At 59.1% G+C, this 23,490-nt stretch carries 24 protein-coding genes; 20 read left to right on the plus strand and 4 right to left on the minus strand.

Annotation, left to right across the window (positions count from 1 at the left end):
• Positions 1 to 73: 73 nt before the first annotated feature.
• Complete coding sequence (locus OA90_RS22570; RefSeq protein WP_068417923.1) at positions 74 to 2,485, plus strand: ComEC/Rec2 family competence protein; 2,412 nt, start codon at positions 74 to 76, stop codon at positions 2,483 to 2,485.
• A 47-nt stretch (positions 2,486 to 2,532) separates the two neighbouring features.
• Here the strand turns inward: OA90_RS22570 and lexA are convergent, their stop codons facing one another.
• Entirely contained in the window at positions 2,533 to 3,243 is a 711-nt protein-coding gene (lexA, locus tag OA90_RS22575) for a transcriptional repressor LexA (RefSeq protein WP_068417925.1), read from the minus strand.
• A 425-nt stretch (positions 3,244 to 3,668) separates the two neighbouring features.
• Here lexA and OA90_RS22580 point away from each other — a divergent pair, with 425 nt between their 5' ends.
• The gene (locus OA90_RS22580; protein WP_082837216.1) at positions 3,669 to 4,478 is read left to right on the plus strand and encodes an alpha/beta hydrolase; all 810 of its coding nucleotides are present in this window, start codon (positions 3,669 to 3,671) and stop codon (positions 4,476 to 4,478) included.
• A gap of 22 nt (positions 4,479 to 4,500) precedes the next feature.
• Entirely contained in the window at positions 4,501 to 5,886 is a 1,386-nt protein-coding gene (gene fumC, locus OA90_RS22585) for a class II fumarate hydratase (protein WP_068417928.1), read from the plus strand.
• Positions 5,887 to 5,948: 62 nt separating this feature from the next.
• On the opposite strand, the gene OA90_RS22590 is transcribed toward fumC, so the two are convergent.
• The 3 genes from OA90_RS22590 to OA90_RS29340 all read right to left on the minus strand — a co-directional run bounded on the left by OA90_RS22590 (position 5,949) and on the right by OA90_RS29340 (position 8,545).
• Complete coding sequence (locus OA90_RS22590; protein ID WP_156510603.1) at positions 5,949 to 7,097, minus strand: fumarylacetoacetate hydrolase family protein; 1,149 nt, start codon at positions 7,095 to 7,097, stop codon at positions 5,949 to 5,951.
• Positions 7,098 to 7,381: 284 nt separating this feature from the next.
• A complete protein-coding gene (locus tag OA90_RS22595) occupies positions 7,382 to 8,095 on the minus strand; it encodes a DNA helicase (protein ID WP_068418129.1) in 714 nt (237 codons plus the stop codon).
• A gap of 225 nt (positions 8,096 to 8,320) precedes the next feature.
• Positions 8,321 to 8,545 (minus strand): hypothetical protein, encoded by a 225-nt coding sequence (locus OA90_RS29340; RefSeq protein ID WP_208986256.1) that lies wholly within the window; start codon positions 8,543 to 8,545, stop codon positions 8,321 to 8,323.
• A 72-nt stretch (positions 8,546 to 8,617) separates the two neighbouring features.
• Between OA90_RS29340 and OA90_RS29345 the strand changes: the two genes are divergently transcribed.
• The 17 genes from OA90_RS29345 to OA90_RS22680 all read left to right on the plus strand — a co-directional run bounded on the left by OA90_RS29345 (position 8,618) and on the right by OA90_RS22680 (position 23,444).
• Entirely contained in the window at positions 8,618 to 8,848 is a 231-nt protein-coding gene (locus OA90_RS29345; RefSeq protein WP_208986257.1) for a hypothetical protein, read from the plus strand.
• Positions 8,849 to 9,410: 562 nt separating this feature from the next.
• Positions 9,411 to 9,791 carry a flagellar basal body rod protein FlgB gene (gene flgB / locus OA90_RS22605; RefSeq protein WP_068417934.1) on the plus strand — a complete coding sequence of 127 codons (381 nt, stop codon included), beginning with the start codon at positions 9,411 to 9,413 and terminating at the stop codon, positions 9,789 to 9,791.
• A gap of 11 nt (positions 9,792 to 9,802) precedes the next feature.
• A complete protein-coding gene (gene flgC, locus OA90_RS22610) occupies positions 9,803 to 10,219 on the plus strand; it encodes a flagellar basal body rod protein FlgC (protein ID WP_068417937.1) in 417 nt (138 codons plus the stop codon).
• Positions 10,220 to 10,221: 2 nt separating this feature from the next.
• Positions 10,222 to 10,560 carry a flagellar hook-basal body complex protein FliE gene (locus OA90_RS22615; protein ID WP_068417941.1) on the plus strand — a complete coding sequence of 113 codons (339 nt, stop codon included), beginning with the start codon at positions 10,222 to 10,224 and terminating at the stop codon, positions 10,558 to 10,560.
• Between the two features lie 53 nt (positions 10,561 to 10,613).
• Entirely contained in the window at positions 10,614 to 11,402 is a 789-nt protein-coding gene (gene flgG / locus OA90_RS22620) for a flagellar basal-body rod protein FlgG (protein WP_068417949.1), read from the plus strand.
• Positions 11,403 to 11,525: 123 nt separating this feature from the next.
• Positions 11,526 to 11,978 (plus strand): flagellar basal body P-ring formation chaperone FlgA, encoded by a 453-nt coding sequence (flgA, locus tag OA90_RS22625; protein ID WP_082837222.1) that lies wholly within the window; start codon positions 11,526 to 11,528, stop codon positions 11,976 to 11,978.
• Between the two features lie 3 nt (positions 11,979 to 11,981).
• On the plus strand, positions 11,982 to 13,079 hold the full coding sequence (gene flgI, locus OA90_RS22630; protein ID WP_068417960.1) for a flagellar basal body P-ring protein FlgI: 1,098 nt from the start codon (positions 11,982 to 11,984) through the stop codon (positions 13,077 to 13,079).
• Between the two features lie 138 nt (positions 13,080 to 13,217).
• Positions 13,218 to 13,754: a MotE family protein gene (locus tag OA90_RS22635; RefSeq protein WP_068417963.1), complete on the plus strand. Its 537-nt coding sequence runs from the start codon at positions 13,218 to 13,220 to the stop codon at positions 13,752 to 13,754.
• Entirely contained in the window at positions 13,754 to 14,458 is a 705-nt protein-coding gene (gene flgH, locus OA90_RS22640; RefSeq protein ID WP_068417968.1) for a flagellar basal body L-ring protein FlgH, read from the plus strand. Before OA90_RS22635 ends, flgH begins: the two co-directional genes overlap by 1 nt.
• A 31-nt stretch (positions 14,459 to 14,489) precedes the next feature.
• Complete coding sequence (locus OA90_RS22645) at positions 14,490 to 14,990, plus strand: flagellar basal body-associated FliL family protein (protein WP_082837217.1); 501 nt, start codon at positions 14,490 to 14,492, stop codon at positions 14,988 to 14,990.
• Positions 14,990 to 15,730 carry a flagellar type III secretion system pore protein FliP gene (fliP, locus tag OA90_RS22650; protein ID WP_068418132.1) on the plus strand — a complete coding sequence of 247 codons (741 nt, stop codon included), beginning with the start codon at positions 14,990 to 14,992 and terminating at the stop codon, positions 15,728 to 15,730. Before OA90_RS22645 ends, fliP begins: the two co-directional genes overlap by 1 nt.
• A gap of 313 nt (positions 15,731 to 16,043) precedes the next feature.
• Complete coding sequence (locus OA90_RS22655; protein WP_068417971.1) at positions 16,044 to 16,964, plus strand: flagellin; 921 nt, start codon at positions 16,044 to 16,046, stop codon at positions 16,962 to 16,964.
• 142 nt (positions 16,965 to 17,106) lie between these two features.
• On the plus strand, positions 17,107 to 18,753 hold the full coding sequence (gene fliF, locus OA90_RS22660; protein ID WP_068417974.1) for a flagellar basal-body MS-ring/collar protein FliF: 1,647 nt from the start codon (positions 17,107 to 17,109) through the stop codon (positions 18,751 to 18,753).
• A complete protein-coding gene (locus OA90_RS22665) occupies positions 18,753 to 19,391 on the plus strand; it encodes a hypothetical protein (RefSeq protein WP_068417978.1) in 639 nt (212 codons plus the stop codon). Before fliF ends, OA90_RS22665 begins: the two co-directional genes overlap by 1 nt.
• The gene (locus tag OA90_RS22670; protein WP_068417980.1) at positions 19,391 to 20,893 is read left to right on the plus strand and encodes a MotB family protein; all 1,503 of its coding nucleotides are present in this window, start codon (positions 19,391 to 19,393) and stop codon (positions 20,891 to 20,893) included. The genes OA90_RS22665 and OA90_RS22670 overlap by 1 nt, the downstream gene beginning before the upstream one ends.
• Complete coding sequence (locus OA90_RS22675; RefSeq protein ID WP_199823810.1) at positions 20,890 to 22,113, plus strand: chemotaxis protein; 1,224 nt, start codon at positions 20,890 to 20,892, stop codon at positions 22,111 to 22,113. The genes OA90_RS22670 and OA90_RS22675 overlap by 4 nt, the downstream gene beginning before the upstream one ends.
• Positions 22,110 to 23,444: a flagellar hook-length control protein FliK gene (locus OA90_RS22680; protein ID WP_068417983.1), complete on the plus strand. Its 1,335-nt coding sequence runs from the start codon at positions 22,110 to 22,112 to the stop codon at positions 23,442 to 23,444. Before OA90_RS22675 ends, OA90_RS22680 begins: the two co-directional genes overlap by 4 nt.
• Positions 23,445 to 23,490 lie beyond the last annotated feature (46 nt).

Raw genomic sequence — 23,490 nt, forward strand, 5'->3', positions numbered from 1 at the left:
GGCAAGTCAAAATAGGGGGCCGCCAATTACGGATGGAATTACCCGTTCTTCCGATGGTGAGGTGAAAGGATCGTTGGCAAAGGGACAAAACCCGCTTCCGCAGGATGACAGCCGCTCTTTTGCGGCAACGGTTCGTGATGCTCCTGCCGTGATAACCGGAAAAAACCGCTCGGGAACCGGAAGCAGAAAACCTGCTGGAGCGCGCCGGTCCATATGGGCATTCCTTTCCGGGCCGTCCGGTGCGATCAAGGTTGCAGAGGAGCGCGACGGGGACAGCCGTCGATTGTTGTGGTGGAGCTTTGCCTTTGCCGCGGGCATCGCGGTCTACAACCTCCTTCCCGAAGAACCTCACTGGCCGGTGCTGGCCGTTCTGGCTGCATTGACGCTGGCACTGGCCGTATGGACCGGACGTCGCGGCACTCTGGGCGAGACCGCCATCCTCACCCTTGCGCTGGCTTGCGGCCTCACCGTCGCCGCAATGAGGACCGCCATCGTGGATGCTCCACGGCTCGGCGAGACGATGACTGTCACCCTGACAGGGCATGTTCTTGAAAGCGGGACCGGTTCGAGGGGAACCCGTGTCCTGCTTAGATTGGAAACAATAGACGGGCATCCGCGAAGCGCGGTGACGTTTCCGGAAAAAGTCCGCCTGCGGGTTCCCGCGGGCGATCATAACCGGGTCGGCGAAGGTGTCAGTCTCAGGGCGCGGCTGTTTCCTCCCGCGGGACCGGTCAGCCCAGGCGGATATGACTTTTCCTATCGTGCCTTCTTTTCAGGAATTGGCGCGACTGGCTTCAGTTACGGCCCTGCTGTGCCTGCCGAAACAGGCGACCCTTCGCTGTTGCTGCGCATGGCGGCATACATTCAGCATGTGCGGGACGGATTGGCGAACCGGATCAGGTCGGCTCTGCCGGATACGCCTGAAAGGGCGTTGGTGATTGCTCTTCTGGTCGGGGATCGCAGTGGTATCAGCCAGGAGCAGGAGGACGATCTGCGGGCGGCGGGTCTTGCTCATATCCTTGCGATATCCGGGCTCCATATGGCACTTTTCGCTGGCGGCGCCTACGGCTCTGTCCTGCTGCTGCTCGCCCTGTTTCCATCCCTTGCGCTACGCTGGCCGACCCACAAATGGGCGGCCGTAGCCGCTCTGGCTGCGGCTGTAGCCTATTTGCTCATATCCGGGGCAGCGGTTGCCACACAGCGGTCCTTCCTGATGATCGCTCTTGTCTTTCTGGGGATTTTCACAGGCCGGCGCGGCCTGACGCTGAGAAGCGTCGCGCTCGCAGGTCTGTTCCTGCTGATCGTCGCGCCGGAGCGATTGTTCTTTCCCGGCTTTCAGATGTCATTCGCCGCGGTGATCTGCCTTGTCGCCGTATACGAGCTGTGGCGCAAGCGTTCCGCAGACCTGCAGCAGCAAAAGGACGAGGGTAGGGCTTCGGGGCATTTCCGGCAGGTGCTGCGTTTCGTCGGCAAATGGGCCATGGGTCTGTTCGTCACCGCACTGGTTGCCGGGCTGGCCACCGGCATCATCGGCGCACATCACTTCGGCCGCATTGCGCCTTACGGGGTGTTGGGCAACCTTCTGGGCATGCCGGTATTTTCGCTGCTTGTTATGCCGATGGGCGTTCTCGCGCTGGTGTTGATGCCTCTGGGGCTGGCGGCGCTTCCCCTTCATGTAATGGCTTTCGGTCTGTCCATCCTGCAAGAGACAGCCGCCTTTACGGCGAACCTCAGTGCGGATGCGGGCGCTGTCGGGACGTTGGGCGGAATGTCTGCGTTGCTGCTTTTGACCGCGCTGTTCATTGCTCTCCTGATTTCCGGCAGGCGGCGGGTTTGGTCGCTGGCTCAGCTGACTGCGGCCCTGGCGCTGATTTTCCTGTCACGGCCTCCGGATATTCAGATTGCCGCATCGGGGCAAGTCGTTGCCACGCGGGATGAGGCCGGTTTACTGCGGGTGTCAAAAGGACGAAAGAGCTTTCAGGCTGAGCTGTGGTTTCAACGGGAAGGCGTTCCTGACAGGGAGATTGAATCGCGCACGATGAAATCGCCGCAAAGACGTTGCGATGACGAAGGGTGCGTTGTCCTTGCCCGTGCTCATACCCAGCAAGACAAAAAGGATATCGGGGAAAAAGGTGTTTCGGAACGTGGAGCGGTTCCGCTGAGCATTGCCCTGCCGAAGAGCCCGCAGGCTCTTTCGCTGGACTGCCGCTATGCCGATATTGTCGTGAGCGATATGATCGCCTCACCCGGATGTGAGGCCCTAGTTGTATTCGATCGTGACGTACGGCGGCGACGGGGAGCGATCTCGGTATGGTTATCTCATCCCGACCCGGCCGGCGGAGATTCGCCAGCGGGAGGAGGTTCCGCGTCTACCGAAATCAGCACAATAAAATACGCTATGCCCGTTTCACCCCGGCCATGGCATCGGCCGGGGAGCGTCACCCGGGAAAGCCTGCGACGCTCGTCACCGAGAAACGGTCCGTAAGGCAACGGCGAGCCGACACCGTGTAGCCGTTGCTGCTTGAACCGGTTCTAATATTGGCGGAACAAGGCGACCAGACGGCCCTGAACACGGACCCGGCCCGGTCCGAAAATACGGGTTTCATAGGCCGGATTTGCAGCTTCGAGGGCAATCGAGGCGCCTTTCTTGCGAAGCCGCTTCAGGGTCGCTTCCTCATCATCGACCAGAGCAACGACGATATCACCGCTGTCAGCGCTTTCCGTTCGCCGAATCAGAACCGTATCGCCGTCCAGAATGCCGGCCTCGATCATGGAATCGCCGCGCACTTCCAAGGCATAATGCTCGCCCTTGCCGAGAAGCTCCTGCGGAACGGTGATGGAATGGCTGTGAGTCTGGATGGCTTCGATGGGAACACCCGCAGCAATGCGGCCCATCACCGGAATTTCCATACTGACCCCGGCATCCGTGGCAACCGGTATGGAAGCCTCCGGCTTGCCGAGGGAGCCTTCGATGACTTCCGGGGAAAAGCTTCCGCGCGGCCGTGGTGTGCCGAGGCCCGGGGCGATCGAGTCCGGCAAACGGACCACTTCCATCGCGCGGGCCCGGTTGGGCAGCCGGCGAATGAAGCCACGTTCTTCAAGAGCCGTGATCAGCCGGTGAATTCCGGATTTTGAGCGCAGGTCAAGCGCATCTTTCATCTCATCGAAAGACGGCGGGACACCTGTTTCCTTCAGTCTTTCGTGAATGAACATGAGCAGTTCATACTGCTTGCGCGTCAACATGGTGCTTCCCCTGATCGCGAGAACGGATTGGTACAAATCGAGAACATACTACCTGTTCCCATTGTGTTCCGCAAGGGTAAATGTTCTCTTACTGTTCCGGTGCGCTGTGCGCCTGCATTCGAGGTTTGTCGCCGTTTTCCGAAGCGCAGGGATCTTCCACCGGGGAAACCTGCAAACGCAACACACAGGTGCCGGGTTTGTGAATTGCCAACAAGGCAACGGCGACGGCTCCGGTCTGCCCGGGAGGAGCACCGGAACTTGGCGGTGTCCGGTGGGACAATCAAGACCCTCTCTGAACTTGCGATCGGGGGAGGATTCAGGCCGAGCCGAGACGCAATATGCCTCAACACTGTCCATTCCGCTTGGCAGACAAATCTGCAAGGATATGCGCCGCGATATATTTCGGATTCGGCAAGGAGGGGTGAATGATGGCTGCTCAAGTTACCGACTGGGATGATGCCTACGCCAACGCGGCGCATATCCCGGGAGCCGCGGACTATCCGCAGCGGTGGACGGAAGAAGCCGGGACGTTCCGGAAGACCTGGATCGAAAAGGACCTGGGGATTGTCTATGGCGAGACGGATCGTCAGCGCCTCGATATCTTTCATCCGGAAGGCAAGGCGAAAGGGCTCGTCGTCTATGTTCATGGTGGCTACTGGCTCAAATTCGACAGGTCATCGTGGTCCCATTTCGCCAAAGGCTGTCTTGCTCGCGGGTGGTCCGTGTGCCTGCCGGGATATGATCTGGTGCCGGACGTCGCCATATCCGACATAACCCGGCAGATCGGCCTCGCGGTTGGCAAGGCCTGTGAGCGGATCGTTGGTCCGGTACGGCTGACAGGGCATTCGGCCGGTGGCCATCTCGTCACGCGTCTGGTGTGCGAGGACACGCCCCTTTCTCCAAAGGTTCTTGCACGTATCGAGAAAGTCGTTTCGATCAGCGGAGTGCACGACCTGCGCCCGTTGCGGAACACTTCCATGAACGATGCGTTCCGGATGACGGAGGAGGATGCGGTTGCCGAAAGTCCCGCCCTCAAGGCGCCGTCAGGCACCTGTCCGGTCGTTGCCTGGGTGGGCGGGGACGAAAGACCGGAATTCATTCGCCAATCCCGCCTGCTCTCCGAGGCATGGCCGAACGCCATCTTTCACGAAGAACCGGGTCGGCATCATTTCGATGTCATCGATGGTCTGCAGGTTCCCGACAGCAATCTGACTTCAACCCTGCTGGCTTCATAAGCCACTCTTCAGGAGATCCCGAATGCGCATGGAAAGTGACAGTCTGGGCGAGATCAGCGTTCCCGAAGACAAATACTGGGGCGCGCAGACACAGCGGTCGTTGACATATTTTTCCATCGGCAGCGACCTGATGCCGATGGAACTCATCCATGCCTACGGTATCCTGAAGAAGGCTGCGGCGCTGACCAATCTGGATCTCGGCCTGCTGGACAGGCAATTGGCGGATCTGATCGTCGGGGCGGCGGAAGAAGTCGCGGACGGTCAACTGGACGAGCATTTTCCGCTGCATGTGTGGATGACGGGCAGCGGTACGCAATCCAACATGAACGTCAATGAAGTCATCTCCAATCGGGCGATCGCCCATGCGGGCGGGGTGCTGGGGACCAAGGACCCCGTTCATCCCAATGACCATGTCAACATGTCCCAGTCGTCCAACGACACCTTTCCTGCAGCCATGCATATGGCGGCCGCCATTCAGGCGACGCACAGGCTGCTGCCCGGTGTCCGCACGTTGTATGAAAGCCTGAAGGTCAAGTCCGAGGCCTGGGACGCGATCATCAAGGTCGGGCGCACCCATATGCAGGATGCCACGCCGCTGACGCTCGGACAGGAGTTTTCCGGATACGCCGAAATGCTGCATCAGGACATCGCGCGGATCGAGCATGCGCTGACGGATGTGTATGCGCTTGCCCTGGGGGGGACGGCTGTAGGAACCGGGATCAATACCCATCCGGAATTCGCGGAACGCTCCGCCTCCAGGATAGCGGAGCTCACCGGGCTTCCATTTGTCAGCGCGCCCAACAAGTTCGCGGTGCAGGGCAGCCACGATGCGTTGGTGATGTTCAGCGGAGCTCTGCGGACGCTGGCTGTCTCGCTTTTCAAGATCGCCAACGATATCCGCCTTTTGTCCTGCGGGCCGCGCTGCGGATTTTATGAGCTGAAGATTCCGGCGAATGAACCGGGGTCATCGATCATGCCTGGCAAGGTCAACCCCACCCAGTGCGAGGCGCTGGCGATGATCGCCGCCCAGGCGATGGGGAACGACGTCACCGTCGGCATCGGCGGGGCGAGCGGTTATCTGGAGATGAATGTTTATAAACCTCTGATGATCAATGCCATCCTGCAGTCGATTCGGATCATGGGGGACGGCTGTACGAACTTCGCCCGCTACCTGGTCGATGGCATGGAGCCGAATGAGAAGCGGATCCGGGAATATCTGGATCAGTCGCTGATGCTGGTCACTGCACTCAGCCCGGTCATCGGCTACGACAAGGCCAGCCACGCCGCGCATCATGCGTTCGAACACGACATGACGCTGAAGCAGGCATGCCTTGATCTCGGGTATGTCGATGCAGCGGAATTCGACAAGGTCGTCGATCCCTCGAAGATGATCCATCCTGCCTTGTAAGCGGATGAAAGTCTTGCGTTACCCAATTCGAAAGAGGCGGCACCGGGCCGCCCCCTTTTTGTTCATATCAATTCGCGCTGGGCGAGGTTGCGCATCAGGTTACTGATCCCGAATGTCCATTCCGGGCATTCGGTCGAGAGCCGGACCGTGTTCGTCAATTTGCCGAAACCGGGCGCGGAAATCGTCACGACGTCGCCGAGCTTGTGCGTGAAGCCTTCGCCGGGAACATCACGGTCTTTCGTCGGGGCAAAGAGAGTGCCCAGGAAAAGCACGATGCCGTCGGGATACTGGTGATGGCGTCCTACCGTCTGACGGACAAGGTCTTCCGGATCGCGGCTGATTTCGCGCATGGAGGAATGGCCATTCAGCACAAAGCCGTCAGGTCCCTCGACCTTCATGTCCAGTTCTGCCTTGCGGACATCGTCGAGCGAAAACGTTGCGTCGAACAGGCGGAACATCGGACCGATGGAACAGGAAGCGTTGTTGTCCTTCGCCTTGGACAGAAGCAGGGCGGAGCGGCCTTCGACGTCGCGCAGGTTCACGTCGTTGCCAAGGGCGCCGCCGACGATCCTGCCGTTCGAGGAGACAGCCAGAACCACCTCGGGCTCCGGGTTGTTCCACTTTGAGATCGGGTGAAGGCCGACATCCGCGCCAGGGCCCATTGAGGACAGGACCTGCGCCTTGGAGAACACTTCCGCATCCGGACCGATGCCGACTTCCAGGTACTGGCTCCAAAGACCTTCGGCGATCAGGGCCTGCTTCACCCTTGCGGCTTCTTCCGAACCCGCCTTGATGTTGCGCAGGCTTTCCCCGATTGCGCTGCCGACGCGGTTGCGGATTTCCTCCGCCTTTTGCGGATCGCCTGCGGCCTGCTCCTCAATCACGCGCTCGACCATGGAGCTTGCGAAGGTCACGCCGCAGGCTTTCACGGATTGAAGGTCGCAGGGGGCCAAAAAATGGATCGCTTCAAGATCGCCGGGTGTTGCGGAAGCAATATCCTCCAGAGTGCCGAGAGACGTGCCCGCAGCGGCCGAGACATAGGTTGCCGGATCGTTCATCTCACAGATGTCACGAACCGTCGGTGCGGATTTCGAGGTTATGTCGATCACCTGTCCGTCGCGCAAAGTGACCACAGCCGGACCGCTCACCTCGGGCCGCCACACACGGCCAAGAAATGTCCCACTCAACTCCGAAGTATCCAGAAAGCTCATTTTCCATCCCTAGTTTTACTTGATTTATCTTTATTGGATCACTCCGCTTTCATACGGAAATATGAAAGCGGACATGTCGACCTTGGCTGAAGCGTCAGATCATCTCGTCAGCGCTCCGTTGGGCGCCGAAATTCCGTAGAAAAATGTTATCGCACGACAATGAGTTCCGATCCGGTTGCGATCTGAGGTCTGACTTTCAGGCTGTGTTTTTTCTAATGGTATACCAACGACTGGCAGCCGATGCTACTCCGATCCGAAGCGCACCGGCCGCCGTGCAGATTAATTCACGCGGTTGACTGGAATCCGACCTTGCCGCCATGAATGAACCAGGCCTTGCTGAAAAGACTCAGATCAAGCCTGTTGGGAAGGCGGACATCGCTCATATCGGGAAGAGGTTTCACGTCCGGATCGTAGGAGCGGTCTATCTGGGAGAGGAACGCCAGAATAATTCCCCGGTTTCGGGCAAACTCCCGAAGTTCCCTTACCTGCACAGCCAGATCCGGCTTGCTTCTCCGCTGGTCGAGGATCTGCAGATAGTCGATCAGCGCGATGGTTCCGCTCGGAGCGTCCTCAAGGTACTCGATGATGAAATCCGAGCTGATTTCCTCGGATGTCACGACCGACAGGCGGTCGGTTGTTTCTCCGGGCTCGGCACCGAGATCGGCCAGACATTCCCGAGCTGTTTGTTCGGTAAATTCTAGCGAGAACAATACGGCTCTGCGTCCTTCTCGGGCCGCTTGAAGCAGGAGCTTCAGGCCCATGAGGGTCTTGCCCTGTCGGGGACGGGCGCCCAGCAGCGCAAAGTCACCGTTTTCAAGTCTGGAGAGTGTGGCTTCAGTGGATGAGAGCCCGGATGAACGGGCCGCAAGCAGGCTCCAGTGTGTAAACCCTTCTTCTTGGGCAACCCGGTCCAGTGCCGTGGCCAGAGGGATTTTTTGTTCGCGGGCCATCAACTTGGCTCGGCGCTTGAGCTGGAAAACCGGTGCGGAAAGTGTCATTTCGCAAACCTCCATTACGAGCCGGATACGCAATCCCTCCTAATGCGAGCGCTCGAACGGATGGTCCGATGGTGTGCTACCCCGTATGTCGGATACTTCCCCGGCGGAGGGGGGAGGCTCGGGCCAAGCCTGCGTGCAAGTTATTTGGGGAAGGCGATTCTGGCAAGCCGGTCTGGCAAACGGATCTGGCAAGTCAGTCTGCGAGACGGAGCCCGTGCCGCGTCGTCAGCCGTCCAGCTCATAAAGCCGCTGAGCCAGTTTTCTCAGACCGCTGCTGCTGAAGTGGCGGATATGTGCGGGAGGAACCAGGTAGGCGACACCGGCAGCAAGGCCGTTGCGCCAGCGAAGCTGAACCTGCGCAAGTGTTTTGGCGCCGACATCATAGACATAAAACTCTTCCGGAAGATCCGTCTGTCTGTTCAGTACCAGTCTTAGACCGCCTTTCGACATGTCCCGGATCATGCAGTCGCAAATGAAAGCATTGTCGAGGCTTGCGAGCTTGGCGGGGCGAAGGCGTGTAACTTGTCGCCGATCAAGACGTCTCTGTATGGCCTGAACGAGGGAGTTCTTGCCGGAATTCAGGAAAGCGAACATGGCGGAGTTTACTGGCCCTGCTTGAACGGGATGCCCGGTGGTGCGGGCAAGGGAGGAACGGGTCTTCTTCTCGGCGTTGGGGCGGGGCTGTATGACGGATCACCCAGCGTGGTTGGCCTGTGGTTCACCGGAGACTGTTGGTTGCTGCAGGTGTTGTAGGCAAGGTCATACAGGCCTTGCCAGCCACCGGGATAATTTCCCAGTGTGTCCAGGACGGTGAGAGCGCCGCCGGCAAGGGCGCCTCGGCGCGCGCCGCCGGGGCCTTTCCACGCACCACCCGCGACTGCTCCCTGCATACCACCGTCCACGATGGGGACATTCGTGGGATCATTGCTCGTGTGAGCATTGGCATAGGATCTGGCGTAGGCATCGCAATTCACTGTTTGTGCATTTGCAGCGGACAAGGCGCAAAAAGAGAGCAGAACTCCCGCGAGAACCGATTGCCGCTGTGGTGCAGCCGGGAAGGCGGGCCATGAGACTTTCTTGCCCGGGCGTTTCCCACCGGATCGAATTAACAGGCTGGGTCCGGGGATCGACATCATGACGCCTCCATTGGTACCGGTTTTCCGGCTCGTTGGCTGGAGCCCGATATCGCTCCTGCTTGCACCTTGAAGATTGCGCGAAGCTTGCGCCATCCGCCCTGTGAAACGCTTTGCGGACCAGCCTCGGGCAAGGTTGGCCGATTACACCTTGACGCAACCTGAGCTGATAGGAGGTTTCGATGGAGCCTGTGTTCCTGAACAAACTCGTTTCGCAAAACAATGACTGGCTTTCCATGCGTCAGGCGACCATCGCCGAGAACATGGCAAACGCCAACACACCTGGGTTCAACGCCAGGGACCTGGAGCCTTTCACGTCCGTGATAAGCGAAACCCGCCTTGCCATGACGGCGACCCATGACAGCCACCTCGGTCAGGCGATGGAGGTTCCGCGCCCCTCTGATGTGGAAAAGGAGGACAGCTGGATGGTCACCCACTCCGGCAACTCGGTCAGCATCGAGCAGGAACTGATGAAAGCAGGTGAAGTCGCGCGCGATCATGCCTTGAACGCCAGTATCGCGAAGTCGTTTCACCGAATGTATCTCTCCTCGGTGAAATCATAAGGAATTCGACCATGTCCGACCCATTGTCCGCTTCTCTTCAGATTTCCGGTTCAGGACTGCGCGCTCAGTCCGAGCGGTTGCGTGTCGTTTCCGAAAACCTCGCGAATGCGCGCTCGACCGGTAAAACCGCCGGCGACGATCCTTATCGCCGCAAGACCATCACTTTTGAAAGCGAGTTCAGCCGCGCTCATCAGGCACAACTCGTGTCCGTCAAGGGGATCGGGTCCGACAAGGCGCCGTTCACCGTTGAATACGAGCCGGGTCATCCGGCGGCAGACGAGAACGGCTACGTGAAGATGCCCAACGTCAATACGCTTCTGGAACTCGCGGATATGCGCGAGACCAACCGCTCCTATGAAGCCAATCTGAAAGTCATGACGCAGGCCCGCGAGATGGTTATGCGCAACATCGATCTTCTGAGGAACTGACCATGATCAATGAAATTTCCGCACTGTCTTCCGCCTCGAGCACGGACGGTCTCCTCAAGACGACGTCCACCACCCGCTATTCGGCAAGCGCTCCGGACATGGGAGGAACCGCCGAGGTATCCGCTCCGAGTTTTTCGGAGGCTGTATCGCAGGTTTCTAACGATGCCATTGAGAAGATCAAGCATGGGGAAGCGGCGGCGATTGCCGGTGTCGACGGACAGGCCTCGGCGCAGCAGGTCGTGGAGGCCGTGCTTGCCGCTGAATCCACCCTGCAGACCGCGATCGCCATCCGCGACAAGGTTGTGAGCGCCTATCAGGAAATCAGCCGCATGTCGATCTGACCCTGAGCGGGAAGATCATCTGAACTGAGCGGAACCCATCACGGAGATGAACCATGAAAGCCCTTGCAATTGCCGCGACCGGCATGAGTGCCCAGCAGCTTAATGTCGAAGTTGTTGCGAACAATATCGCCAATATGAACACCACCTCGTACAAGAGGTCCCAGGCGGAGTTTTCAGACCTGCTGTATCAGGCAGAGCGCCTGCAGGGCGTGCCGAACCGCGGTGGTGAGGATCCGGTTCCCGAAGGCGCTCAACTCGGTCTGGGCGTCAGAACCGCCGGTATCCGCAAGCTGCATGTCCAGGGATCGCTGACGAACACGGGCAATCAGTTCGATGTCGCCCTGGACGGACGGGGCTGGTTTGAGATCACCGGGCCGGACGAGGAAACCCTCTATACCCGCGCCGGGTCCTTCAACAAGAACGCTGAGGGCCGCCTGGTGACCATCGACGGATATGCGGTCGAACCCGCGATCCTCGTGCCGGAGGAGACCATCGAGGTGGTCGTCAATGAATCCGGTGAGGTCTACGCGAAGGTCGACGGTGAACTGGCGCCGCGCGAACTGGGGCAGCTGACCCTGGCGAACTTCGCCAATGATGTCGGCCTAGAGCCGGTCGGCGGCAATCTGTTCCGCGAAACAGAAGCCTCCGGCACGCCTGTGGCCGGTGTGCCGGGCGACCCAGGTTTCGGCGTGGTCCGTCAGGGCTACCTTGAAAGCTCGAACGTCGATCCGGTGAAGGAAATCACGGCGCTCATCAACGCCCAGCGCGGATACGAAATGAACTCGAAGGTTATGAAGGCCGCCGATGAGATGGCCGGAACAGTAACCAACGGCATCCGCTAGAGCGTCCCGCGTTCAGGTGAACGCAATCCAGATGCTCGAACACCTTAATATCGATCAGCGTTTTCGGCTTTGTGTGAGTTTGCAGGCAGACAGGCTGATCTGGAAAGGTCCCGGAATATGACCATGCTGATCAGAACCCTGTCGACGCTTCTGCTGGCGGTGTTTTTCGGCCAGGCGGCATTTGCCGCCAGCGTCGAACTCCCAGTGCCCCGGCAGACAATTCATCCCGGTTCGGAAATTTCGCATCAGGATCTGATCGAACGAAAGTTTCCAGGCCGCACCGCACAGCAATTCGCCGTTTCAACCCATAGGGGCCAACTGGTGGGCATGGTTGCCCGCAGGACGCTTCTTCCGGGTCAGCCCATTCCGGTCAAGTCGGTTGAAAAGCCGATGTTGGTGCGGCGCGGTGAGCCGGCGCGCCTGGTCTTTCAGGAGCAGGGACTGGTTATCGTCATGCAGGTGGAAGCCCTGCAGAACGGCGGTGCGGGCAGCTTCGTGCGTGTGCGCAATGTGGATAGCGGTCAGGTCGTATCCGGCCGCGTGCAGAACGACGGCACGATCCGGGTGGAGAACTGATTCATGACCCGGCTTTTCATCATATTTCTTATGGTTCTGACGGCCTGTCCGGCATCCGCGATGGTTCGGATCAAGGATATCGCCAATCTGCAGGGTGTGCGTGACAACCAGCTTGTCGGCTATGGCCTGGTCATCGGCTTGAAGGGGTCCGGTGACAGTCTGCGCAATTCGCCGTTCACCGAACAGTCGCTCCAGTCGATGCTGGACAGTCTCGGCGTCAATGTGCGCGAAGCGCGCTTGCGGACCCGGAATGTCGCCGCCGTGGTGGTCACAGCGGAAATGCCGTCTTTCATCGGCAAGGGGTCTTCCATAGATGTGAATGTCTCCTCTCTGGGAGATGCGACGTCTCTTGGTGGCGGTACGCTGGTCGCAACGCCTCTGCTCGGCGCGGACGGGCAGATCTATGCGGTCGCGCAAGGTGCAGTCACGGTTTCCGGCTTCGCGGAGCTTGGGCAGGCGGAAAGCCTGACGCAGGGCTTTCCCACGGTAGGCCGTATCTCCAATGGTGGGCTCATTGAACGCGACCTGCCGGCGAAGTTCTCGCAAATTCCCAACCTCACGCTCGAATTGACGAATCCGGATTTCAAGACAGCGGTACGGATCACCGATGCGATAAATCTCTACAGCAAGGAGCGTTATGGCATCCGGGTGGCAAAGGAGCGCGATTACCGGACAGTGGATCTGACCCCACCGAAGAACATGAGCATCACCCGCTTCATTTCGGAGATAGAGTCCATCCGTGTCCGGCCCGATCAGACGGCCAAGGTGGTGATCGACGAGCGGACAGGTACGGTGGTTATCGGCAAGGAAGTTCAGATCTCTACCGTCGCGATCACCCACGGCAACCTGACCGTGAGGATATCCGAAGCGCCTGAAGTGTCTCAACCCACACCGTTCTCGAACGGGCAGACCGTTGTGGTGCCACGGACTTACGTCGACGCACAGGAAACCGGAGGCCAGTTGGCGGTGGTCGGGGGCACGGACCTGCCCACGCTGGTAAGGGGGCTCAACCGTATAGGGCTTCGTCCGACGGGTATCATCGCCATCCTTCAGGCCATCAAGACCGCGGGAGCGCTTCAAGCGGAGCTGGTCATCCAGTGACGCTTGTCGGACCAACCGCAGCGACCTGCAGAAACGCCGCCATCAGAGCGGCGTTTTTTGTCGGTGCCGCCAGCCCCGCGCAAGCTCGATCTGTGAGTGTGCAATCAAACCGGTTCAGCACAAAGGACGGCACGTCTTATGCCCTTCACTTTGGACAACGGCCTGAAGCAGGGCCTTTTGGCAATCGCGGTGGTTTCAATCGCATTCCCGGGAAGTTCTGCGCTGGCGCAGGCCCCCAGGGACAAACCCGAGATCATCGACATCCTCGTCCCACCCACGGATGCCGAACTCTATTGCAAGAACATTGCAGAGGCGGCTTCGGATGCGCGCGTCAAGTGGCAGACGTGGAAGATGATCAGTCTTGAAGCCAGCCTGCGGGATCGGATTGCCGAGCTGCAACGCAAGGAGCGGGAATTCGAAACATGGGTCGCGCGCCGCGAAGAGCTGCTCAGTGAGGTTGAGGACCAGGTGGTGTCGATCATCGGCCGGATGCGTCCGGAAGCCGCCGCTGCGCAGTTGGCGACGACTGACGAAGAGGCCGCTGTCGGGGTTCTTCTGAAACTCAAGGCCCGCGTTGCCAGCAGCATTCTCGATGAAATGGATCCCGCCCGCGCGGCGCAACTGACCCAGTCCATGATGGGTATCGCCAACCCGGACATACAACGGAGTTTTTGATGCGAACCCTTGTTTACCCCTTTGCGGCAATGATGTTGACCGGTTGCGCTGGGCAATTGGACGACATCGGCAGAGCGCCCGCGATGTCGCCTGTCGGATACGGTCTGGCCGCGCAGGAAGCGGCTGTCTATCCGCTCAGCACATTCGCGCCAGGCGGCGTCAAGGATTACAATTCACTTTGGATGAGCGGCCGGGACAATTTCTTCGCCGACCCCAGGGCAAAAAAGATCGGTGACGTTCTGAGGGTCACCATTCATATCAACGACAAAGCCAATCTCGACAACAGTTCCGACCGGCGCAGGACGTCCGACATCGGCATAGGCGGATCGTTCGGAACGAGCTTCGACGGTACCGACACCGATGGTTCGGCCGATCTCGATCTGGATTCCGGGTCCGGTTCGTCTGGCTCCGGTTCAATCGACCGCTCCGAGGAAATCAAGCTTTCAGTAGCTGCCGTCGTGACCGATCGGCTGCCGAACGGCAACCTGCTCATTGCCGGGTCCCAGGAAGTCCGTGTGAACTACGAAATGCGCATTCTGCAGATCGCCGGGATCGTCCGGCCGCGGGACATCCAGAGCAACAACACCATTCCCTACGACAAGATCGCGGAAGCCCGCGTTTCCTATGGCGGGCGTGGCCGGATCACCGAAGTGCAGCAACCCGGATGGGGGCAACAGCTTTACGACATTGTGACGCCATTCTGATCCGCGTATAGGCAACAACGGGACACCCTTCATGCCAAGATTGATTGAAGCTCCTGTCGGCGGTGCCGACGGCCAGTCCGGAAAGTCCGGCTTTATGGCCGCGCTGTTTCTGCTGACTCTGGTCGGCGCCGGCGCCGGCGCCATATTCGCGAAATATCTCGTGGACTATACCGAGCAGGAAGTGCAGGGGCGGCTGCGGAAGCAGCAGACCTACTCCGAAACGCTGCCTTTCACACTCTCGACCCGGCTGCAGAAACTTGATCCGCTGGTTACCAATCTCGCTTCTCCGAAAGACGCATGGATAAGGGTTCACGCCTCCGTCCTGCTGGAAGAGGAAACAGAAGGGGAAGTCGGGCTTTTGCGCAAAAAGGTGGAGGACGATTTCCTCGGCTATTTGCGGACACTGACATTGAGCCATCTGGAAGGCGGCGTCGGTCTCCAGCACCTCAAGGAAGACCTCACGGAACGGGCTAAGACCCGCTCCAAGGGGAAAATCCATGAAGTCATTCTGGAGTCGGTGGTGATTCAATGATGCGAGTATTATTTTCTGTCGCCGCGCTGTTCTTTCTGACCGGAACGGCGGCTGCCCAGGTGCCCGACCTGTCGGCGTTGCTGCCGGCTGGCGAGGGTAGCGCGAGCGGCAGGATCATTCAGGCCATCGCGCTCCTGACCGTGCTTTCGCTTGCGCCCGGCATCCTGATCATGGTCACCAGTTTCACGCGATTCGTGATTGCCTTTTCATTCCTGCGCTCGGGGATCGGCCTGCAGACGACGCCCGGCAACCTCATCCTGATTTCCCTTGCGCTTTTCATGACCTTCTACGTCATGGCGCCGACGTTCGACCAGGCCTGGGAAGACGGCATTCAGCCGTTGATGAACAATGAGATTTCCGAGGAAGTCGCCTATGTGCGCGTTACCACACCCTTCCGGGAATTCATGCTCGAACAGGTGCGGGAAGAGGACCTGGTTCTTTTCGACGACCTGGCCGCAGGCAGAGTGACCGAAAATGAAGCTGAAACGGCCGAAGAGGTCGAATTGCGGGTGCTCATTCCGGCCTTCATGATATCGGAACTGCGCCGGGGTTTCGAAATAGGCTTTCTTATCGCACTGCCTTTCCTCGTGATCGATATGATCGTGGCGACGATTACCATGTCCATGGGCATGATGATGCTGCCGCCGACGGTTATATCCTTGCCCTTCAAGGCCCTGTTTTTTGTTCTGATCGATGGCTGGAACCTTCTGGTGGGCAGCCTGGTGCGATCATTTTTCTGAAGAATTCATCCTTTAGACAATGAAACCAAAACGGAGCCGTTCGGCTCCGTTTTTTTATCGTGCGCGATTTTAAGCTTCACGATTATATCTTGGGATTTATCTGTCCTGATTTCGCGAAAACGCGAAATAGATCAAATTGACCGGATAGGCGTAAGCTTCACGCAAGGTTGGGTCGCTAGTGTCCATATTACAGCAGGTTGAACCGCACCCGATTGAGGTTCAAAAGCATGACGCTGCTCCTGCTGTGCCGGTATCAGTCCGGCATGTCCCCCACCAATTCCAGTATCTACTGAAACATTGAAAGGGACATATCATGTCTAGCTTGTTGACCAACGCTTCCGCAATGACCGCGCTGCAGACCCTGCGGCACACCAGCTCCAACCTGGCTGAAACGCAGAACCGCATTTCTACCGGTTACCGTGTGGCCGGTGCGGAAGACAACGCGGCCTACTGGTCCATTGCAACCACCATGCGTTCCGACAACATGGCACTTGGCGCCGTTGAAGACTCTCTTGGTCTCGGTGCCGCCACAGTCGACGTCATGTACACGGCAATGGACAGCACCGTCGATGTCATGAACGAGATCAAGGCCAAGGTCGTTGCCGCCCGTACGCCGGGTGTTGACCGCACCAAGATCCAGTCGGACATCACCGAACTTCAGAACCAGCTGCGTTCGACCGCTGACTCTGCCGTGTTCAACGGTGAAAACTGGCTCGCAAGCGACGTAACCACCGTTACTTCGAAGGACATCGTCAGCTCCTTCACACGTGCAGGTGGCGCGATCGAGATCCAGGTTACGACCGTCGATATCACTGCCACTCAGCTCTATGATACGGCTGCCGGCACGTCTGGTATCCTCGATCAGGACCGTGGTTTCGGTGGTCTGACCAACGTCACCGGTTCTGGTGGTATCGCTGACTTCGATCTGTCCGCAGTGACTGACGCCGATACGGCAAGTATCGATGCTCTGGTGGACGGCATTGACGCGGCGCTGGGTGAAATCACCGACTCCGCAACGCTGCTCGGTTCCATCAAGAGCCGTGTGGATCTGCAGAAGGACTTCGTGTCTGCTCTGCGTGATGCCATCGACCGTGGTGTCGGCCAGCTTGTCGATGCTGACATGAACAAGGAATCGACACGCCTCCAGGCTCTGCAGACACAGCAGCAGCTCGGTATCCAGGCTCTGTCGATTGCGAACCAGGGCAGCCAGAACATCCTGTCCCTGTTCCGTTAATCCAAACGGATTTGATGGAAAAGAGGACCGCGCCCTTCGGGGCGCGGTCTTTTTTTGTGCGCCGCCGCTCATGACAGGCTCGCACAAGCTCCATTTCTCATAGTGGTGCGAACAGACAAGAACGTGCATCAAGGGGTTCTGCATGCCGGGCCGCGAACAAGCTGAAAAACTCTGGGCAAATCTGATGGAACTGGGGCTGCGCAGACTGGTCGCGCTCGCCCTTATCGGACTCGCTACAATCGCAACCGTCGGGGCTGGCGCCTATTACCTGAGCCGGCCGGAACAGACAGTGCTTTATACCGGGCTCGAGGGTGAGGATGTCACCCGTATCGGCTCGGCACTAAGGGACGCCGGCATAGCCTTCGATATTACGTCGGACGGTGACTCGGTCATGGTCTCTCACGCGCAGACCGCCAAGGCCCGCATGCTGCTTGCGGAAAAAGGTCTCCCTCGAGGCGCAAATTCCGGCTATGAACTGTTCGATGAGCTGGGGTCCCTCGGCTTGACGTCCTTCATGCAGGAAGTCACGAGGGTGCGCGCCCTGGAAGGGGAGCTCGCACGGACCATTCAACTCATGACGGGGATCCGGGCGGCGCGCGTTCATATCGTTCTGCCGGCAAAAGGCTCCTTTCGCCGTGACCATCAGCCACCATCCGCATCTGTCGTGATCCGTTCCGATGTTCCTGACGATGTCCGCACAGCCGATGCTATCCGTCATCTGGTTGCCGCCGGTGTTCCGGGCATGGAGGCGAACAAGGTCACCGTGCTGGATACGACCGGAGGCATTCTGGCGGCGGGCAGCGATCCTGCCAAGGCCTCCGCCGGGCAGATGGCAAGTCTCGAGACTGCGGTCAGCAACCGGATACAGGAGAACATCCGCAAGACGCTGGCGCCGTATCTCGGCCTGGACAATTTTCAGGTCAGTGTCGCCGCCGAGTTGAACACCGATCGCAAGTTGATCGCCGAGACCATCTTCGATCCTGACTCGCGCACCGAACGATCGATCAGAACCGTCCGGGAAAACGAGAACGCACAGAACTCCAGTGTCAGTTCGCCGACGACCGTCGAGCAGAACCTGCCGGAGGAAAATGTCGCGGCTGAAAACGGTGAGAAATCAACCGAAGAAAACGAACGCCGGGAGGAAACGGTCAACTACGAGATTTCCTCCAAGCGGATTGAGACCTCCCAGGACGGCTATCGCGTTGATCGTTTATCGATTGCCGTCCTTGTCGACAGGTCCCGGATTGTACAGTCGCTCGGTGGCGAGCCGACAGAATCCCAGATCGCCGAACAGTTGCTTGAAATCGAGGGCCTCGTGGCTTCCTCCGCAGGAATTGAAGCGACCCGCGGAGACAATGTGAAAGTCGCCGTGGTGGATTTCGTGGATGGCGGGCAGGCCTTGGAGCCGATACCGCCGATCAGCATCACGGAATACCTGTTGCGCCAATCCGGCAACATCATCAACGCCCTGGCCATCTTGACCGTGTCCATGCTTGTGATCTGGTTCGGACTGCGCCCGGCCGTCTCCGCCCTCGTACCGCAGATTTCCGGTCCGCAGGTTGAAATGGCTGAACTGGGCATGGCCCAGGAAGGCGTCGATGGACAGTTCGAGGACGCGGAAGGCGAACAGGCGTTTCTCGTGCCTCCGGATCATTCCGACCTGATCCAGGATCTGAACAGCAAACGCAATCAGTCCGCTCTCAGGAAACTGGAATCGCTGCTTGAGTTCAACGAGGAACAATCCGCCGCGATCCTGCGCCAGTGGCTCTATGAATCGGAGCGAATTTAATGTCGATATCCGCAGCTACCCACATTCCGGTTATCACCGTGCCGAAATTCAAGTCCTTCGGCGCATATGATCCGGCATTGGTTGACGTGCTCGAGCCCGAGGACGAGAGCTTTCCCGAGCTCAGCGAGGAGGAGCGCCGCGAAGCCGAATATCAGCGCGGCCTGGCCGAGGGTGAAGCGCGGATGCGGACACATTTCGAAACGCTTCTGGAGACTGAGCGTGAGGGCTACACAAAGGCGCTGGAAGACGAGCAAGTGCGGTTCGACATGCGGGAGTCCGCCAATGTCAGCGCGGCGATCGAAGGCTTTCTCGACGTGATGGAGCAACGGATTGCCTACTCTCTCACCAAACTGCTTCAGCCGTTTTTGAACGAAAGCATCACCGAGCAGCTTGTGACGGCCTTCGCGGCCCATTTGCGGCAATTGACACTGGAAACCGACGGCAAGCTGATCCTTCTTCGTGGTCCAGGCAGGTTGACCGAACAGGTCATGGAGCTCTTGCCGGATCTTCGCGAGCGGATCGAAATCCAGATCGCCGACCAGGTGGAACTCGTTGCGTTGTTCGACGAGACCACGATTGAAACCCGTTTGGAGCAATGGCTTGGACAACTTGAGCAATTGCGGAAGGAGTCGGACTGATGCTGGATGGTCTCCCGAGCGAAATTGTCATTGTCCGACGCAAGAACAACTGGGACGAAGAGACCCATATTCATGGCGTCTGGAAGATTGCCTATGCGGATTTCATGACCGCCTTGATGGCGTTCTTCCTGGTGATGTGGCTGATCAATGTCACGGATGACAGCGTGCGCAAGGGTGTCGCGCAGTATTTCAATCCGGTCAAACTCGCGTCGACCGCGCCGAACCGCAAGGGTTTGAACGATCCGCAGGTCGATGGTGACACCAGCAACGACGGAACTAAACCCTTCAGCGGCAAGCTTGGCGGCTCGGAAGAACCTGTCGATCAGGACGCGAATTTCGGCGACGGGGAAAAATCCGGTCACAAGATCTTGGAAATGGAAGAGCTGCCGGAGCAGGGGGGGAACACCGCCAGCGGCCAGTTCACCCAGATCCATTCGGAATCGATCCTGTTTTCCGATCCTTATGCTGTTCTGGATACGCTGTCCGAAAAGATCCGCGTTTTGGATACGCTCGAAGCGAACCCTCTGGGCATAGGCTCCGGCCTGGAAAAGCATGAGGGAGTGCAGGGTGGACAGGCATACCGCGATCCATTCGATCCGCTCTATTGGCAATTCCGCCCCGGACGGGGCATTGACGGCACCGATCCTTTGTTGCGCGCGCATGCCCGTAAGGAAGAAAAGGGCCAGAGCGACGCCAAAGGAGCGGGACCGGCTGAAGTTCAACTGGGGGCAACGTCCGACGAGGATTTGCCGGGAGAGCCGTTGAGCGGACCATTGGCGGATGCCGCTGCCCGGAGCGGCGATCTGCAGCACACCTCTGGAAGCGGACCGGATGTCTTCGCCGAACTGGGTGAGGGGCCTCACGCAGATCCTTTCAAGAAAATGGACCCGGTTGTCGCCCATGTGACGGGGCTGTCGCTCCACAATGCTTCACGGGCGGTGGCTCAGGTCAGTACCGGTACGCAGGATGTGGATACCGGGATCGAGGTCATTGATCTGGAAGCCTCCGATGTGATTGTCGATGGCCTGTCGAGAGCAGAAATCCTTGTCGCACGTCTGACACGGATCCTTGAAGAGACGAAAGGTACCGTCCTTGAGGAGACCGCCGGTCAGATCACCATTGTACGCGAAGGCGAGGGGGCTTTGATCAGTCTGACGGACGATCAGAACTTCGGCATGTTCGCCATAGGCTCCGCTGAACCCCGCCCGGAGCTGGTAAAACTGCTGGAACGGATCGGCAAGGTTATTTCGGAGATGCCCGGGCAGATCGTCATCAAAGGCCACACAGATGCCAGACCTTTCCGCAGCAAGTCCTACGACAATTGGCGGTTGTCATCCTCGAGGGCTCACATGGCGCTTTACATGCTTACGCGCGGCGGTGTGTCCAAGGATCGCTTCGACCGGGTTGAAGGCTATGCCGACCGTCATCTGAAAGATCCGGAAGATCCCTTCGCGGCGGCAAACCGCCGGGTTGAGATCTATCTTCTGGAGGGAGTTGAATGATGGGCCTCACGCAGCAGCAGACAACAGCGCTTTTCCGAGTTTTCATGACCATCCTGCTCGTTGCCGGATCGACTGTCATGGCGCGTTCGCAGAACGCCGGTGGCGGGCCTCTTCCCTATGAGCTCGTCAGGTCGCTGCAATCCCTTCAGGAGCAGGTCGCCCAGGGCAACAGCCACGCAACGGTTGCTCAAAGGTCGCTTCTTGCCAGGATGGACGTGACGTTCGTCCAGATGCCGCCGGCAGTTTGGCAGGACCCCCGCAATGCGCGGGCGGCGGTCATCCACCTCCTCAGCGGCGGGCACCCTGATGTCATGCGATATCTTCTGGCGCTTGAGCCGGCCCCTTTGATCGACAGGAAGCTGATGGAAGCTTCCCTGGCCTATATCGAGGGGCGCGAGGAGGAGATGCAGGATCTTCTTGCCGACATCGATCCGCTCGATCTTCCCTCCGGTCTCGGCGGGCATGTGGCGCTGGTCAAGGCCGCGTCTTACATCCGAAGCGATCCGGCACGGGCGATGGAACTGCTGCAGGTCGCCAGTCTGCTGATGCCCGGCACCCTGGTGGAGGAGGCGGCGCTTCGGCGGGAAGTCTTCGTTGCCGGCATCATGGGCGATGTCGACCATTTCCGGGTCCTGAGCACCCGCTATCTGCGCCGGTTCAGCAACTCGATCTATGCCGGCGATTTCCGCAGGCGCTTTGCACTGGCGATCGACACGCTCGGCTTTGTCAAGAGTGAGGACAAGTTCGCGCTGATCGTGCCCATTCTGCACGAGTTTGACGCCGACTCCAGGCGCGGCCTTTACATGCGGCTTGCCCGTTCGGCGCTGCTTGCCGGGCATTTGAATGTAGCGCGCAAATCGACAGAAGAAGCCCTGATACTGGCCGTCGAAGGCACAAGGGAGAGAGAGATCCTCAAGATCTATTCGGCGGCGACACGGCTCGAGCCGGAGATGATCTCGGAAAACAGGGATCTGCTGTGGTCGGTCGACAAGAGTGCGCTTTCCTATGAAGACCTTGCACTCCTCGATGGGGTCTACACGGTGCTCAATTCCGTGCGCCATTTCCCTGAACCGCCGGAAAATGTGATCGGAGAATTCAACGTGGCGAGCAATATCGCCGATCCCGAGGACCGGTCCTGGGTCACGCCGGATATGAATCTGGCGGAGCGGCTCTTGCGCCGCACCGAGAAGTCTCTCGCAGCCATGGGAGAAGAAAAATGAGCCTGAATACGCAAGCCTATGCACCGTCCGCACCACAGTCCGGAAAGTCGGCGGACGGCCGTGCCGCCGATGGCGGTCAATCCGCGCAGGAAACGGCGACAGAATTTCACTCGCTCATGCAGGGCATGAAAAAGGGCGATGCGGTTGGTGCCGGCGGTGGCAGGCAATCAGGAAAGCCAGGCGGCCAGGCGGAGGACGGCAAGGGGGGCGCGCCGGAAGAATCCGCTGAGCCGCGGGCGGAAAGTGACGCAAAGCCGGACGGTGAAACGGCCAGAAAACCCGGTTTCATCTCCTTCACGACAAGCAATCTTGCCGACGCCCTGCGGCAGGTTTCCCAGAAGATCCTGTCAACTCCCGCAAATGGTGGTGACGGCACAGGATCGCAGACCGGCGGTGATCTGGTGCCGTCAGATCCGGAAGGTTCAGGCCAGCCTGCATCGCAAGCATCGACTGCCTTGCCGATCACTACAGTAATCGCCATCCCGGCAGATCAAAATCGGCAGACCGCCGTTCCCGGGGCTCAGGATCAGGGTGGGCGGCTGCGCCAGCCTTTCGCGGGAGCACATGGAAAACCCGGATCGGGACTTGAGGCCGAGGGCGGTGCAAAGACCGGGTCGACCTCGCTGTTTTCGCAGTTCGGTGTCGAACCTGAACGTGTTTCGGACGCGGCGTCCGGAAGGTCCGCTGGACGGTCGATGTTGCCGGAAGAAGCGGCGGGCACTGTCAAGATATTGCGTCAGGAAACCCATTTCGCGCCCAATATGCGGCTGTCGCCCGTACAGCAGGTTGGAAACCAGATTGTTTCCGCAATGAAGGATTTGCCTTCAGGACCCGGGGCGCAGCAGGCGGGTCTGTCCGCGAGGGCGGAAGGGCCGGTCCTCAAAACCCTGGATATCCAGCTTACGCCGCATGAACTGGGCAGCGTGAAGGTCTCTCTCCGGATGGTCGGCGACTCGGTCGAGGTGACTATGGTTGCCAGCAAGGCGCAAACCGCCGAGCTGCTGAAGCAGGACAGGCAGTTGCTCGATCAGATGCTGCGAGTGACCGGCGTCAAGGCGGATGCGATTACCGTTCAGGCCGCCGACGACCGTCCGGCGATGCACACCGGAGCTTCCGCGAACAGCCAGTCGGCAACAGGACAAAACGGTTCCGGTGACGGTCAGGCCGAGTCTTTCAATGGCGGCGGATCCGAACAGCAGAACAACCGGTCGGGTCGAAACGATCCCGAGGGTTCATATCAGGCCAACGAGGCCAATGTGATCGAAACAACTGAGGGGGCAGGTCGTGAAAACGCTTCTGACATCAGCCTTTCTGACGGCATCTATCTTTAGCGGCGTGCTGACGGCCAGCCTTCCGGCAGCCGGCGAGGTACAAAAC

Source organism: Labrenzia sp. OB1 (assembly GCF_001624695.1).
GTDB lineage: Bacteria > Pseudomonadota > Alphaproteobacteria > Rhizobiales > Stappiaceae > Roseibium.

What these genes read in the sequence shown, in the direction of transcription:
- lexA (WP_068417925.1), bottom strand. Translation starts at nt 3,243, where the DNA reads ATGTTGACGCGCAAGCAGTATGAACTGCTCATGTTCATTCACGAAAGA.
- OA90_RS22580 (WP_082837216.1), top strand. Translation starts at nt 3,669, where the DNA reads ATGATGGCTGCTCAAGTTACCGACTGGGATGATGCCTACGCCAACGCG.
- fumC (WP_068417928.1), top strand. Translation starts at nt 4,501, where the DNA reads ATGCGCATGGAAAGTGACAGTCTGGGCGAGATCAGCGTTCCCGAAGAC.
- OA90_RS22590 (WP_156510603.1), bottom strand. Translation starts at nt 7,097, where the DNA reads ATGAGCTTTCTGGATACTTCGGAGTTGAGTGGGACATTTCTTGGCCGT.
- OA90_RS22595 (WP_068418129.1), bottom strand. Translation starts at nt 8,095, where the DNA reads ATGACACTTTCCGCACCGGTTTTCCAGCTCAAGCGCCGAGCCAAGTTG.
- OA90_RS29340 (WP_208986256.1), bottom strand. Translation starts at nt 8,545, where the DNA reads ATGTCGAAAGGCGGTCTAAGACTGGTACTGAACAGACAGACGGATCTT.
- flgB (WP_068417934.1), top strand. Translation starts at nt 9,411, where the DNA reads ATGGAGCCTGTGTTCCTGAACAAACTCGTTTCGCAAAACAATGACTGG.
- flgC (WP_068417937.1), top strand. Translation starts at nt 9,803, where the DNA reads ATGTCCGACCCATTGTCCGCTTCTCTTCAGATTTCCGGTTCAGGACTG.
- OA90_RS22615 (WP_068417941.1), top strand. Translation starts at nt 10,222, where the DNA reads ATGATCAATGAAATTTCCGCACTGTCTTCCGCCTCGAGCACGGACGGT.
- flgG (WP_068417949.1), top strand. Translation starts at nt 10,614, where the DNA reads ATGAAAGCCCTTGCAATTGCCGCGACCGGCATGAGTGCCCAGCAGCTT.
- flgA (WP_082837222.1), top strand. Translation starts at nt 11,526, where the DNA reads ATGCTGATCAGAACCCTGTCGACGCTTCTGCTGGCGGTGTTTTTCGGC.
- flgI (WP_068417960.1), top strand. Translation starts at nt 11,982, where the DNA reads ATGACCCGGCTTTTCATCATATTTCTTATGGTTCTGACGGCCTGTCCG.
- OA90_RS22635 (WP_068417963.1), top strand. Translation starts at nt 13,218, where the DNA reads ATGCCCTTCACTTTGGACAACGGCCTGAAGCAGGGCCTTTTGGCAATC.
- flgH (WP_068417968.1), top strand. Translation starts at nt 13,754, where the DNA reads ATGCGAACCCTTGTTTACCCCTTTGCGGCAATGATGTTGACCGGTTGC.
- OA90_RS22645 (WP_082837217.1), top strand. Translation starts at nt 14,490, where the DNA reads ATGCCAAGATTGATTGAAGCTCCTGTCGGCGGTGCCGACGGCCAGTCC.
- fliP (WP_068418132.1), top strand. Translation starts at nt 14,990, where the DNA reads ATGCGAGTATTATTTTCTGTCGCCGCGCTGTTCTTTCTGACCGGAACG.
- OA90_RS22655 (WP_068417971.1), top strand. Translation starts at nt 16,044, where the DNA reads ATGTCTAGCTTGTTGACCAACGCTTCCGCAATGACCGCGCTGCAGACC.
- fliF (WP_068417974.1), top strand. Translation starts at nt 17,107, where the DNA reads ATGCCGGGCCGCGAACAAGCTGAAAAACTCTGGGCAAATCTGATGGAA.
- OA90_RS22665 (WP_068417978.1), top strand. Translation starts at nt 18,753, where the DNA reads ATGTCGATATCCGCAGCTACCCACATTCCGGTTATCACCGTGCCGAAA.
- OA90_RS22670 (WP_068417980.1), top strand. Translation starts at nt 19,391, where the DNA reads ATGCTGGATGGTCTCCCGAGCGAAATTGTCATTGTCCGACGCAAGAAC.
- OA90_RS22675 (WP_199823810.1), top strand. Translation starts at nt 20,890, where the DNA reads ATGATGGGCCTCACGCAGCAGCAGACAACAGCGCTTTTCCGAGTTTTC.
- OA90_RS22680 (WP_068417983.1), top strand. Translation starts at nt 22,110, where the DNA reads ATGAGCCTGAATACGCAAGCCTATGCACCGTCCGCACCACAGTCCGGA.